The sequence below is a fragment of the Shewanella maritima genome (genome assembly GCF_004295345.1).
Classification (GTDB): Bacteria; Pseudomonadota; Gammaproteobacteria; order Enterobacterales; family Shewanellaceae; genus Shewanella; species Shewanella maritima.
Genome location: NZ_CP036200.1, coordinates 1,871,604 through 1,885,332, shown reverse-complemented (window position 1 = coordinate 1,885,332; position 13,729 = coordinate 1,871,604). Strand labels below are relative to the sequence as shown.

Below are 13,729 nucleotides of genomic sequence, written 5' to 3'. Positions count from 1 at the left end.
CAAGCTCCTTTGTTACTAGGGGGATGATTGTTTGCTATTGAGCCGCTTAATAAATCGTTTTAGCCGTTAAGCATTGGTTGATTAAATTAGCCTGTATAGTCATATTGTTACAAGCATAGCTTAGCGAATTAGTGCGAAAGTGTTAGCCGATCTTATGGCGGCATGGTAGTCGCAGCACGATATAACAACCAGGGGCATTTATGATCTTAACTACCGAGCGATTGCAGTACCTAGTAGAAGTCGCCAATAAGGGCAGTTTTTCTGCTGCGGCAGATGCGCTTGGAGTAAGTGTTGCGGCGGTAAATAAGTCTATTCAGCATTTAGAGTTTGATCTTGAGATCACCTTATTTGAGCGCCATAGTGGTAAAAAACCTACCCTGACCAATGAAGGTAAGCGTTTGTATTTTCAAGCACTAGATGTATTACCCAAGTTGATTGCCATGGAGCATGATGCACAAATGCTTAGCGAAGGGGTTGAGAGTAAGCTAACCATATGCGTGCATTGTTACAGCTTTTATCCTGTTTATGCCGAGGCCTTTAGTGAGTTGTTGCAGCGTTACCCGCATATTGAACTCAATATAATTGAGGGTGAGGAGTTAAAAAGTTACGACGATGACTTTGATATTCTGATCGCTCCAACCAGGTTAGTTACACCTCGCGGGCTTAATCTTGAAAACCTAGATACCATCAATTGGAAGCTAGTGTGCGCGCCTCATTTTGCGCTTGCCAAATTACACGGCGAGATTGAGCTCAACGATCTTGAGCAATACCGGCAAATCATGCTGCCCCAAGGCTTTTTCACCTCTAAAGATTATCAAGAAGCCATGCGCTACAGCAGCAATACCATCGCCGTAGACCGCTTTTATCAATTCAATCAGTTGTTATTTCAAGGCGTAGGTTTTGCCCTATACCCTGAAGCACTTGCAAAACAAGCTATTAGCGACAATAAGCTTGTAGAATTAGATTTTGATTTTGGTAATGAAGACGTCACTTGGCCAATCGATATTATTTGGCGCAAATCACTAGGCGTGGCAGGGCAATGGCTGATAGAGCGTTTAAGACAAGCTGCAGGATAGCCCGTTCAAGTAACCTGAGCTCGGGAAAAGAAAGTGACAACAAAAAAGCAGAGCCTAGGCTCTGCTTTTTGCTTAGTCAGCCAAAGCTTGGCTTATGCGAAAGCGTCTTGTAGTGGCGGTACTACTTGCTTCTTACGGCTTAGCACGCCGTCTAACCATACTTTGCCGTCAGTGAGTGACTTGCCGTAGGCTTTTTCGATGATAGACGCATCGTCAGAAACCACTAGGATTTCGCTGCCTTCTTTCATGATGTCGGTAAGCAGTAAGATAACGCTGTGGCGGTTACCTTCTTCCTTTAGTTTGGCGATGTCAGCTTCAAGATCAGCTTTGATGTTGTCGAATACTGACAAGTCAGTGACTTCAAGTTGACCGATACCGACTAGGTTGTCGTTCATGTTGAAGTCTTTAAAGTCGCGCATAACAAGATCGCGAGCGGGTGTGCCGTCTACGGCTGACTTCACTTTGAACATTTCCATGCCCAGAGCTTTGAAGTCTTCAATACCAGCGATTTCAGCTAGTGCTTCTACGCAGCGAATATCAGCTGTGGTGCAAGTTGGCGACTTGAAGATAACCGTGTCGCTTAAGATTGCACAAAGCATGATGCCAGCAATGTTTGCAGGGATTTCTACTTGGTAGAAATCGTACATCATTTTAATCACAGTGTTAGAACAACCAACTGGGCGGATCCAGCACTCAAGCGGCGTAGACGTCGTTAAGTCACCTAGTTTGTGGTGGTCAACGATACCTACGATAGTCGCGTCGCTAATATCGTCAGGAGCTTGAGTTAGCTCTGAATGGTCAACAATGTAAACCTCTTCACCGGCGTAGCTTTCTTTAAGCGCTGGCGCTTCAAAGCCAAAACGGTCAAGAATAAAAGCAGTCTCTGGTGATACATCACCAAGACGAGTCGCTACTGCTGGCTCATCAATTTGATTTTTTAGGTAAGCCAGTGCAATAGCACCACAAATTGAATCAGAATCAGGGATCTTATGACCCACAACATACATTGGCATTTTTTGCGCTCCTATAAATTTGTGGCAGATTTTAACAAGAAATAGTTATCCGACCAATGTTTTAATCGCATTGATAGATTGAGCAGATTTGATAGTGTATAAATCTGTTTTTAACTCATAGTGTTATAAGGACGTACATTTGCCTGCGTTACAAATTTTGGCTGGTGCCACAGCGCTACAACAAATAGAGCAACATGGTTTCCAGCAGTCGTTATTTACTCAGCTGTTTGCCGCATCAGGTGGGCCAAAATGGTTATCGCTGGCGCGTTTAGACCAGTACTTGTTCAGTGAGTTTTTTGCGGAGCGCGAAGACCCAATTTACACCATGGGCGCATCATCTGGCGCATGGCGCTTAGCCTGTTTTGCGCAACAAGACCCGCATGCAGCCTATGAGCGTTTAATTGAGCATTACGTGCATCAAAGCTATGAGGCGCCGCCGTCGCGTGCGGAAGTGTCTGGGCAGGTGATTAACATTCTTAATGCGGTATTGGGTGAGCAGCAGGGCGCGGATATTCTCGCTAACCCTATTGTGCGCTCACACTTTGTGGTTAACCGTGCTCGCGGGCTAAATAAAATCAATGCCAAAGTCGGCTTAGCTTTGGGTTTAGGTTTAACTGCGCTAACTAACGCTATTAGTCGCAGCAGTTTAGACATGCACTATCAGCGCGTGGTTGTCAGTCATCAAGACCATGCCTCACCGTTTGGGCGTTTGACCGATTTACCTACTCAGCAAGCTAAGTTCGCTCCTGAGAATCTAAAGCAGGTGCTCACTGCTACTGGCTCAATCCCGTTGGTGCTTAACTCGGTGGATGACATTCCTGGGCTGCCCAAAGGTAAATACTATGATGGCGGCATTACCGATTATCACTTTGATATGCCAATGCCGACTTCAACCGGTTTAAGTTTATTCCCGCATTTCTTCCCATCAATCAGCCCCGGCTGGTTTGATAAATCGCTAAAGTGGCGTAAAGCAAAAGCCAATCTGCATAATGCGGTGATACTGGCGCCGACCGATGAGTTCGTGAGCAAGTTATCAGAGAGGAAAATTCCTGATAGAGATGATTTCTCAAAACTGGATACGCAAACGCGGATCAAGTTCTGGCTAGAGAGCGTTGAGGCAAGTCAGCAAATAGTGGATGAGCTTAAAGAGCTAATTGCATCAGGGCGGATATTGTCGCGCATTCAGGGTGTTTAGAGCAGAAAAATTATTCCTCACCTAATAGCAAACATTATTTTTAAGAACACAACGGAGTTGGCTGTTGCTTAGCCACTCCATGTAACTGTGCAGATGTATTTACTTATTAAGTAACCTATAATTTTGTGGTTGCTTAATATCTCACCAATTTTATTGAACTGAGTCACAGCCTGAAATATCACCAATTGCTGAACCAAATAGAGTTTGAAATAGCTCACACACTTTTGTCTTTTTATATTCAATGATTTAGCCACAGGTAACAGATGCACTGTCTGTTATTCCCCTCAGTAGGTCTACTGAGCGTTCAGTTTCTACCCTTCCTCATAGCATAGGGAAATAATCAAGTTTACTGCACATAGTGCCAGATTTAGCTCACGGGTCTCGTGTGCGATCTCGGCAGGCTTTTATTCAATTCAGTTCAGTATTTGAATACCAATCAGCACAAGTATGTGATCATTCTTACTGGTTAAAACCGTCTATAACGGCGTTATAAATTTTGTAGGTAGAACAACTAGCTAGCTGCAATTCCTGCCTTGTTATAAACAGTTTTTCCTGCGTAATCTCTGCTCACTTATTTATACCAATTGGTATTACTAACAGCTTAAGGAGTAGCTATGGGCTTTTTTGCTTCTAAAAAGGGTATCGTCCTCGTGGGCGCTGTTATCGGCTTGATTGCAGCCTTTTTGCAATTTATGGGTAATCCACCAAACATGGGCGTTTGTGTGGCGTGTTTTGAACGTGATATCGCTGGTGCATTAGGTTTTCACCGCGCAGCAGTGGTGCAGTATTTACGTCCTGAAATTATGGGCTTTGTTTTAGGCTCTATGGTCGCTGCCCTCATGGCGAAAGAGTTTTCACCTCGTGGTGGTAGTGCGCCGACTATTCGCTTCTTTTTAGGCATGTTCGCCATGATTGGCGCGTTAGTGTTTTTAGGTTGCCCTTGGCGCACTTTATTGCGTCTAGCGGGTGGTGACGGCAACGCGATTTTCGGCTTTCTGGGGTTAGTCGTCGGCACCATGATTGGTGGTCAGTTTATTAAAAATGGTTTTTCGCTCGGGCGCGCTCATAAAGGGCATAAAGCCAGTGGTTGGGTGTTTCCAGCATTTATGTTTGCTTTGCTGTTGCTTGCCATCTTCACCCCTAAGTTTGGCGCCAATGCAATTTTTGAAAGCGTTAAAGGCCCAGGTGCTATGCACGCCCCGATGTGGCTCAGTATCGGCGCAGGTTTGCTGATTGGTGGCCTCGCCCAGCGTAGCCGTTTTTGCACTATGGGTGCTATTCGTGACGTGTTTGTTGCCCGTGATTTTCACTTAATCTCTGGTGTTGTGTCACTGCTGATTTTTGCCTTTATCGCTAACTTTGCATTGGGTCAATTCAATCCGGGCTTTGACGGTCAGCCCATCGCCCATACCAATAGTTTGTGGAACTTCCTTGGGATGATTTTAGCTGGCGCGGCGTTCGTTATGGCTGGTGGTTGCCCTGGTCGTCAGCTCATATTGGCTGGTGAAGGTGACAGTGACGCTGCGGTATTTGTAATGGGCATGATCATGGGCGCAGGTGTTGCTCACAACTTTATGCTGGCAAGCTCGCCTAAGGGCATTACCCCGTACGCGCCGTATGCTGTGGTAATAGGTTTGGTATTTGTGTTGGCAATTGGCTTTGCTATGCGTACTAAGTTCAAGTTCGATTAGGGGGATTAATATGAAAACAGTTGATGCTAGAGGGCTAAGCTGCCCAACACCTGTGGTGCTGACCATGCAGGCTTTGGAAGTTGCTCAAGATTTTAAAGTGCTGGTGGATAACCCAGTCGCACTTGAGCGGATCACTCGGATGCTGAAAGACAAGCACAATATTGTGCCAAGCATCGAGAATGAGGGCGATGACATCATCATCCATGTTCAGTAATCAAAGTTCAGTAATCAAAGCTAAGTTAGCAATATAAGTTAGTAATAGTCGAGAAGTGACGTCATGAGCCATAAACGGATATACCTTGATAATGCCGCAACCACTTTCCCAAAACCGGAAAGTGTTGTTACGGCAGTGACTGAGTTTATGACTCAAGTCGGCTGTAGCTCTGGGCGCGCAGCTCATGATGGGGCAATTGCTGCGGGGTCTGTATTGTTTGATGCCCGTGAAAAACTAGCCAGTTTGCTTGGGGTAAATAACCCCATGAGGGTAATTTTCACGGGCTCAGCTACTGAGGCGCTTAATCAAGCCATATTAGGAACGCTCAAACAGGGCGACCATGTAATTACCACTGAGTTTGAGCACAATAGTACCATTCGCCCTTTGAAAGCGTTGCAACAACAAGGGGTTATTGAGTTAACCATTGCTAAGGCCGTTAAAACGGCTGCGGGTAAAGTGTTTGACTATAACCTAGCTTCACTTGAAGCTTGCCTTAAGCCAAACACCAGAGCTGTGGTGTTTAATCACAGCTCTAACGTGTTTGGTAATCTTCTGCCATTGCTAACTTTTGCCCAATTTGCCAGTAAACATAACTTACTATCGATATGCGATGCTTCGCAGTCAGTCGGCACTGTGCCTATCGATATATCTGCAACAGGCATTGATTTGATTGCCTTTCCTGCCCATAAAGGCCTGTATGGGCCAATGGGATTAGGCGCGTTGGTTATTAACGATGAGTTTGATATATCGCAAATGCGGCCATTAAAGTTTGGCGGTACCGGCAGTTTATCGGACAAGGTTCTACAGCCTGATTTTCTACCCGATAAGTATGAAAGCGGTACTCACAATATGCCTGCAATTGCTGGATTGAATGCGGCGCTTGGTGAATTATCAGAGCGAGGCATAGTTAACATAGCAAAGCACAAACAGGCTCTGGTTGAGCATTTTTATCAACTGGCAGCCCAGTACGATGTTATTGAGACCTACCTTGCCGCTAGCCAAGTAGCCACTGGCACAATTTCGTTTAATTTGCGCGGTATTAGCTCATCAGAAGTCGGTTATTTGCTGGCTGAGAACTATCAAATTGATACGCGTATTGGCCTGCACTGCGCACCGCTAGCACATCAAGCATTAGGGACGTATCCACAAGGGACGGTGCGGGTTTCATTTAGTATGTATTCCACCACCGAAGATGTTGAAAGTTTAGTTGTTGCACTTAACGAGATAGCAGCAATGAAGGAGAGCGCGAATGACTGCAGCAAGCACGCAACAAGTAATTAGTGATAGCAGTGTTGAGCCTGCTAGTCGCTACAGTGTGGCGCTGTTCTTTTCAAATAACTATGCGATTTGGACATCAAAGCTATTAGCTCGCAACCAAATTGAGTGCAAGGTTATCCCGGTGCCGCGGCATTTATCTTCAGATTGCGGCTATTGTGTCAGGCTAGCTACAGATCAACTTAAGCTTGCGATCAAACTTTTGGATAAACAGCAGATCGAGTACGATCGTTTTGAAGCTTTGTAATAGATATTCTTGAACTGTTTTGGGCTAGCTCCCTGCAAATCTTATTTCAATTAGTGCCCCCTTATGTTCTTCTTGCGGTTCTTTGGCATCCTCTAATCTGACTGTTTAGGGCTAGCGGTTTACCACTGACTGTTTGCAGCAGGCTGCCTATCGCTGACAGTGCCCTAAATGTGGAGGTAGAACTCGCGTGCAACTTTTGGGTGTTTTTTCCGGTCTAATTCAATAGCAGGTAAGTGTTGCGATGGTAGGGAATTAAGACAATTAGTTAGCTGACACTTGAACATTGAGTTGTCACTGATCGTAGTTGAGATTGTTGTTGAATTGGCTCTCGCTGCTACACTTATCAATATGCTGGCTAATGTAAATGACATAAATCGCTAGCCCAATGAGTTACCAATAATTTGCCTGCATCTGCACCTTTTAAGGTATTTGAAGCGTATTGTAAGTTGATGTTGGTAAGGAGGTTCCCATGCAATCTCAAGAAATGGCACTAATTGTTCAAGACGCTGTTCTGCTGCCTAGCGGACGGTTAGAGATTGAAATTGTCTCTCCCGGAGAACTTAAGCAAATCGCTCGTGTGTTGAAAGGGCACTTTCCGCTAGCGTTTGGTGCAGAACGTAAGAATGCAGATCTTCCTTGTTATATCACGGCTACTGAATGTCGGATCATTGACTTCAATCAGACTGAATCTGGCTCGCTTTGTGTTGTACTCGAAGGGCATCAGCGCATTAAAATCTTATCGGTTGGTCAGCATAGAAATGGCACTTATACAGCGCGTACTTTGGCATGCCCTAACTGGCGACAAGAACCCATTAGCGGCGAGTTTGAAATCATCAGCGCAGCGCTGGAACAGTTCTACCAAGTGAACCCTGAGCTGCTAGATTTATACTCCTCAATTCATTTAGAAGATGCGTCTTGGGTCAGTCAGCGTTGGCTTGAGGTGTTACCCATGTATAACCGCGACAAGATTATGTTGGCGGATCAACCAAACTGCCGCAAGACGCTAGACTTCGTGCTGCAGCTGCTTAAATCACATGTAGATGTGTAGTCTTTTGTTAATTGTTGTTGCAAGCATAAGTCTGCATAAATTACACATAAGCGTACATAGTGACAAATAAGTGTGCATAATTTAAACCATAAGCGTACATAGTATACTATTTGATCGTTATTTTACAACATTTGACTGTTTTCTATGTATCAAAGAAGCATAAAGCACTCTCGTGTGAAGAACCTTTATAAGTTCGCTAGCATAAAGAACCGCGCAACATTAACGTTAGAGTCTACATTAGAGTTTAATGCTTGTTTTCATTTTGAATTTAGCAAGTCGATAGAGTTTTTTGAAGCACAACCTGTTGGTTTTCATTACCAGTATTATGGCAAGTCCTTTCCTTATACTCCTGATTTTTTAGTATCAAGCACTCTTGGTAGGCAAATCTACTATGAAATAAAGTACTCAAACGAGGCTAGTGTCCCAGAGGTTATGCATAGATTTAAGCGCAAGCAGCGATCGTGTAGTGAACTCGGTATGGAGCTTAGGTTGCTCACTGAGCGACAACTTCATAAAGAACCACGCCTCAATAACCTGAAGTTGTTACATCGTTATTCAGGAGATTCAAAGTGCAATACTCAAATTGAATGGCTATTGTCCTTGATTCGTGAGTTTGGTGTCGTGACAGTACGTGATTTACTTGAGCAATCAAAGTTAACCTGCGGACGACTTAATAAACTAGTTTTAATTGGTGCTTCACAAGGTTTAATACAGTTTGATTTAGACGCTATTCCTTTTGGTTTAGGTACAGAGCTTTTTATCGCTTATGAATAAAAGTGTTGATCTATTTAAGGATGAAGTTGATGAACTAGGTGCAGAATCACTTGATGCAAATCATAATGTTAAAACCGCTATTCATGCTAGTAAATCTCTTGAGATGCATAGTGAAGCAATTCAATATGAGACTAAAAAGCGCTTGTATTATGTTAGATTCATTCAAAAACGCATAGATGGTGGGTGGACACAAAAGAACATCGAGCCACTGCTAGCACTGTTAACCCCTTATGATAACTCCCCTAAACCAAAGTGGCGCGCAATAGCCTCTTGGTATAGTAAATATCGAAAATCTAATTTTTGTATAACAGCGCTTATTCCTTCCTTAGCCAAAAAAGGTAATAGAACTCTTAAAAATAACAGTGGTGATTTTTACTTTAATAAAGCCCTGGAAGATAAATATTTACGTAAAGAACGTCCAAGTGTCGCGACTGCCTACCGTTACTATTGCGATCTAATTCAGCTCGAAAACATGCGTTTGGTATCAGGAGCAATAGTCCCTCTCTCCTATACGGGCTTTAATGCACGTATCAAACGTTTAAGCCCTATGAAGTCGAATTGGCACGCTTTGGTCGGAGTTATGTACAAAAAAAGTATAAGCTAGGTGATAAATATGCAGAGCCTACTTGTGTGATGGAACGAGTAGAGATTGATCACACTGTGCTCGATTTTACTGTATTGATGGAAGATAACCTGACTGTGATTGGTCGACCAACCATTACGGCGCTTGTGGATTGCTATAGTAGTTGTGTAGTGGGATTTTATGTCAGTTTTAATGAGCCTAGTTATTTATCTGTTCGAGCTGCATTAGTTAATGCGATGCTAAGTAAAGAAGATGTAATCTCTAGCTTTTCAAGCATCAAAGCAGACTGGCCTTGCCATGGAAAAATTGAGCTATTGGTTGTTGACAATGGCGTTGAGTTTTGGGGAGATTCATTAGAGTCTGCTTGTAGGGAATTAGGTATTAACACGAGTTACAATCCTGTTGGCAAACCTTGGAAAAAGCCGAAAGTTGAGCGGTTCTTTAGAACATTGAATTCGGAGTTTTTAGATTCTCTACCTGGGAAAAACTTTAGAAATATTGATGAAAAAGGTGATTATCAACCAGATAGAGAAGCAGCCATTAGCTTCAGTTTATTTAATGAACTATTACATAAATGGGTTATTGAGGTTTATAACCAAAAAGCTGACGAGCGAAAAACACGAGTACCAATTGCAAAGTGGTATGAAGGCGTGTCTGTTTATCCACCGATTGAATATACTGGTGAAAATAATGAACTTTTGCGTGTAAAACTAGGAGTTTTAGATACACGCTCTATTTCAAAAGATGGCATCCAGTTTTTACATTTACTGTACGACACACCAGAGTTGGTAGAGTATAGGAAATACACCCCAGTAGCCTCTAGGCGTAGTTTGAAAGCTCAAATTAAAATTAATCCTCACGATTTAAGTCACATCTATGTGTATCTAGAACACCATGAGCGTTATCTCAAAGTTCCGGCTAAAGATCCCGACGGTTATACCAATGCACTTACACTAACTCAGCACAAAGTAAATATAAAAAACCGACGACGAAAAGTTACCGATTCTCAGAATTCGAGTTCGCTTGCTCAGAGTCGGCTAGAGATTGAGCAAATGGTTGAGCAAGCGTTAATGAACAAAAAACAAAAGCAAAGTGGGATGAAGAAGTTAGCAAAGTATAAAGGTATCGGTAGTAACGTTGAGAATGGCGTGTTAACTGCGAATACTTCAAAAGGGTTCGCACTTGAAGAGGGGCAGAAATTAATAAAGTAGGTAGCATTGATTGGGACAGTGATGACATTGAGGGGTTTTAGACATGGATATACTAGCTACAGTGAAGCAGTTTTCTTTGTGCTATGTAGAACACCCATATGTCAAAACGATAATTGATGATCTGGATAACTTACGCATTCGGCGTCTACTCTCAAAAGATCAGCAATCTATTTTAATCACGGGAGGGCGGGGACCGGAAAAAGTGCACTGATTGACCATTATAAAGCAAAGTCGTTTGCTCAGGAGTTTACCAGCACGCAAAGACCTGTTTTAGTAACGCGTATATCAGCGAAGCGGGACTTAGATAATACCTTGGTTCAGATGCTTTATGATCTAGATCTTTTTGGGGCGAGTCAATATCGACGCTTGGGTTTTGGCCCAAATTTAGAACAGAAATTAGTTGATGCTTTAAAGCTCACAAAGACTGAGCTGATTATCATTAATGAGTTTCAAAAAATTCTTGAATATAAAAGTGAACAAGAACGTCAAGCTATTGGCAACTTGCTCAAATACATAAGCGAGGAGGCCCAGGTTCCAATAGCTTTTGTAGGTACGCCTTTGGCTGCCCAAATTTGCGAGGATCCGCAATGGGCTTCTAGGCTTATTCGTAGGCGAAGGTTGAAGCACTTTTGTTTCAAAGACATTAATGAAAGGCGCTATTACTTGTCATATCTAAAAGGGTTAGCAAGTCGTATGCCCGTTGAGTTTCCACCAGACTTAGCTTCACCTCCGTTTGCTATTCCTTTGTTTGCCGCAACCCGTGGGGAAAATCGTTACATTAAGACGTTGCTACAAGAAGCACTCATTTTAGCATTGCAGGAGAAGAACAACACCGTGTCGTTAGCACATCTTAGTGCTGCTTATACTTCTTTGGTTTCAGAAGGCGTAAATGTGTTTGAGTTACCTTTTGAGCAACTGAAGTTAATAGAGATTGAAACCACTTTATGCTCGAATTCGGATATGAAAACCCTAGACCAAGCTGCAACAGGAACACAACATACAAAACCTATGAATCTTAATGACATTTTGAGTGTAAAGTAATGCCATTGAGGTTCACTTTTAGATTAAGTTTTATATTAACATTCTGAGCTTTTCCCAAGGATAATTGGCACCAAGCATCCTAAATTGTTTTATCTTAAATCAGACCGACTAGTTTGAAGTGATTATAGGAGATTAGTATGATTTCTACGCTTACATTTCTATTAGTTTATGCTGAAGTTTTGGTCTAATTTTTTGTTAGATTACTTATATATAACAATATGAATTAGTTTTCTGTCTCTCCCCCCTCTTAGGTTCTAATCCTATTTAATGGTATTTAATAAGGTCGTGTTGTCGATGTGGGTTATCATATTTTTAGTGCCGTCAATATCCTCATTTATACAAACTCGGTGTGTGAAGCCATTGCGACAATGTTGGAATGTGAGCTTATGTGCTCTTAAAACCGGATCGTGAAATACAACAAAACACTAAGGTAGGTAATGAAAGGGAAAGTATTCTTAAACAATGATGTTAATACCCAAGCTAGAGCACGAATAAACGAATTATTTGACACATTAGATTCTGTTTATGTTGCATTTTCTGGAGGTAAAGACTCGGGTGTGCTACTTCATTTGGTGATTGAGGAGGCAAGAAAACGACAGTGCTTACCAATACATGTTCTTTATGTTGACATGGAAGCACAGTATCAACACACGCATGACTTTATCAAAACGTTTGCTGAAAGCCGCGATGTTGTTATGCATTGGGTTTGTTTACCTTTAAGTCTTCGTAACGCCTCCTCACAATACCAACCTAAATGGGTATGTTGGGATCCAGAAAGAGAAGACGTTTGGGTCAGAGCATTACCGGTTATAGACAATCCTCAATGTCATATCGTGACAGCCTTGGATTTTTTCCCCTTTTATTATTACGCAATGGAGTTCGAAGAATTTGTAAAGGAATACGGGTTGTGGTTGGCTGAGCAAACTCAGCAAACAATGGCTGCTTTGGTAGGGATAAGAAGTGATGAATCTTTAAATAGATATCGAACAATTAAAAACCGTAATAAGGGAAAACTCGCTCACTTTCAATGGACAACAAAAGTAACTCAGAGCCTCTATTTAGCCTACCCAATTTATGATTGGAAAGTAGAGGATGTTTGGGCTGCTTATGGTAAATTTGGTTGGTCGTACAATCATGTTTATGATTTGATGCATAAGGCAGGAGTCAGCTTACATCAGCAACGACTTTGCCAACCCTACGGTGATGACCAAAAAAAAGGGCTGTGGTTGTATCATATTCTTGAGCCACAAACATGGGAGAGACTGGTTGTCAGAGTCGAAGGTTGTAACTTTGGTGCAAGGTACTCAAAAAAACAGGGGCATATATTAGGCTACTACAACTTTAAACTTCCCGCTGGTTACAGTTATAAGGCATACAGTAAGTTTTTGCTTGATAGTATGCCACCTCATCTGTCTGCACATTATCGAAGTCGGATATTTCAATTTTTGATTTGGTGGAAGAATAATGGAAAACGTTTTGGGGTATCAATGATTCCTGATTCTGCAGACAGAAAGCTTGAGAGTAAAAAAAAGGTCCCTAGTTGGCGAAGGATCTGTAAGACACTAATTAAAAATGATTATTGGTGCAGAGGGCTTTCATTTTCTCAGACTAAAAAGCTTACTAATCATTATATAGCCGTTTATCAAGAGTATTTAAAGGGAAGGTAAATGTATAAAAAATTGGCTGAACTCATTGACTGTTTGAAGCAACACCAAGGGGCACTCACCTTACATGAGCGATGCTTTATCTATAACCTTCTATCTGATGCTGCGTATGAACTCATCCAAATCTCGCATCCAGTTTTAAATGTTAAACTTGTGCCGCAAGAACGAGTTATTGATAATGATTATAATCCTAATAAAGTGGCATCTCCAGAGTACCGATTATTATCTAAATCTATTAAAACTGATGGACTAACTATGCCAGTAGTTGTTGGTGGTCATGATGCAGAAAGCCAAAATTACTATATTGTAGATGGTTATCATCGGTCAAAGTTGATAAAGAGCGATTCGATTATTAACGAAAGCCTTAACGGACTGATCCCAGTAAGTATTCTAGACAGCACCTTAGATCAACGAATGGCTTCTTCTGTCAGGCATAATGTTGCAAGAGGAGTTCACCAAGTAGATTTGACAGCTAATTTGATCGTAAAGCTTAAAGCTATGAACTGGTTAGATGAAGATATTGCCAGTGAACTGGGTATGGATAAAGATGAGGTGCTAAGAATGCAGCAAACAACTGGGTTGGCAGAGGCCTTTAAAGACCATACTTTTTCAAAAGCTTGGGAATAAATGTGAGTTAACTTAGTTACTATATTGTATATTGAAAAACATTAATTGAGCTCTTTTACTATAAAAAAAC

General features: G+C 42.1%; 14 protein-coding genes. 13 read left to right on the top strand and 1 reads right to left on the bottom strand.

What is annotated here, in order from left to right; translation table 11 throughout:
* Positions 1-200 precede the first annotated feature (200 nt).
* Positions 201-1,076 (top strand): LysR family transcriptional regulator, encoded by an 876-nt coding sequence (locus EXU30_RS08065; RefSeq protein WP_130598989.1) that lies wholly within the window; start codon positions 201-203, stop codon positions 1,074-1,076.
* A gap of 92 nt (positions 1,077-1,168) precedes the next feature.
* Here the strand turns inward: EXU30_RS08065 and EXU30_RS08060 are convergent, their stop codons facing one another.
* Positions 1,169-2,089 carry a manganese-dependent inorganic pyrophosphatase gene (locus tag EXU30_RS08060; protein WP_130598987.1) on the bottom strand — a complete coding sequence of 307 codons (921 nt, stop codon included), beginning with the start codon at positions 2,087-2,089 and terminating at the stop codon, positions 1,169-1,171.
* A 139-nt stretch (positions 2,090-2,228) separates the two neighbouring features.
* On the opposite strand from EXU30_RS08060, the gene EXU30_RS08055 reads away from it, so the two are divergent.
* The 12 genes from EXU30_RS08055 to EXU30_RS08000 all read left to right on the top strand — a co-directional run bounded on the left by EXU30_RS08055 (position 2,229) and on the right by EXU30_RS08000 (position 13,659).
* On the top strand, positions 2,229-3,284 hold the full coding sequence (locus tag EXU30_RS08055) for an alpha/beta hydrolase (RefSeq protein WP_130598985.1): 1,056 nt from the start codon (positions 2,229-2,231) through the stop codon (positions 3,282-3,284).
* Between the two features lie 614 nt (positions 3,285-3,898).
* Entirely contained in the window at positions 3,899-4,975 is a 1,077-nt protein-coding gene (yedE, locus tag EXU30_RS08050; RefSeq protein WP_130598983.1) for a YedE family putative selenium transporter, read from the top strand.
* Positions 4,976-4,985: 10 nt separating this feature from the next.
* Positions 4,986-5,189 (top strand): sulfurtransferase TusA family protein, encoded by a 204-nt coding sequence (locus EXU30_RS08045; RefSeq protein ID WP_207234106.1) that lies wholly within the window; start codon positions 4,986-4,988, stop codon positions 5,187-5,189.
* Between the two features lie 63 nt (positions 5,190-5,252).
* The gene (locus EXU30_RS08040; RefSeq protein WP_130598981.1) at positions 5,253-6,470 is read left to right on the top strand and encodes an aminotransferase class V-fold PLP-dependent enzyme; all 1,218 of its coding nucleotides are present in this window, start codon (positions 5,253-5,255) and stop codon (positions 6,468-6,470) included.
* A complete protein-coding gene (locus tag EXU30_RS08035; protein WP_130598979.1) occupies positions 6,439-6,711 on the top strand; it encodes a putative Se/S carrier protein in 273 nt (90 codons plus the stop codon). The genes EXU30_RS08040 and EXU30_RS08035 overlap by 32 nt, the downstream gene beginning before the upstream one ends.
* 469 nt (positions 6,712-7,180) lie before the next feature.
* The gene (locus tag EXU30_RS08030; protein ID WP_130598977.1) at positions 7,181-7,759 is read left to right on the top strand and encodes an LON peptidase substrate-binding domain-containing protein; all 579 of its coding nucleotides are present in this window, start codon (positions 7,181-7,183) and stop codon (positions 7,757-7,759) included.
* Between the two features lie 174 nt (positions 7,760-7,933).
* Positions 7,934-8,533, top strand: a complete 600-nt coding sequence (locus tag EXU30_RS08025) for a TnsA endonuclease N-terminal domain-containing protein (RefSeq protein ID WP_165398990.1) — start codon at positions 7,934-7,936, stop codon at positions 8,531-8,533.
* A complete protein-coding gene (locus EXU30_RS08020) occupies positions 8,526-9,137 on the top strand; it encodes a hypothetical protein (RefSeq protein ID WP_130598973.1) in 612 nt (203 codons plus the stop codon). Before EXU30_RS08025 ends, EXU30_RS08020 begins: the two co-directional genes overlap by 8 nt.
* Entirely contained in the window at positions 9,092-10,327 is a 1,236-nt protein-coding gene (locus tag EXU30_RS08015; protein ID WP_130598971.1) for a Mu transposase C-terminal domain-containing protein, read from the top strand. The genes EXU30_RS08020 and EXU30_RS08015 overlap by 46 nt, the downstream gene beginning before the upstream one ends.
* A 165-nt stretch (positions 10,328-10,492) precedes the next feature.
* A complete protein-coding gene (locus tag EXU30_RS08010; protein ID WP_130598969.1) occupies positions 10,493-11,368 on the top strand; it encodes a TniB family NTP-binding protein in 876 nt (291 codons plus the stop codon).
* Positions 11,369-11,805: 437 nt separating this feature from the next.
* The gene (locus EXU30_RS08005; protein ID WP_130598967.1) at positions 11,806-13,035 is read left to right on the top strand and encodes a DUF3440 domain-containing protein; all 1,230 of its coding nucleotides are present in this window, start codon (positions 11,806-11,808) and stop codon (positions 13,033-13,035) included.
* Positions 13,036-13,659 carry an IbrB-like domain-containing protein gene (locus EXU30_RS08000; protein WP_130598965.1) on the top strand — a complete coding sequence of 208 codons (624 nt, stop codon included), beginning with the start codon at positions 13,036-13,038 and terminating at the stop codon, positions 13,657-13,659.
* The last annotated feature ends 70 nt before the right edge of the window (positions 13,660-13,729 follow it).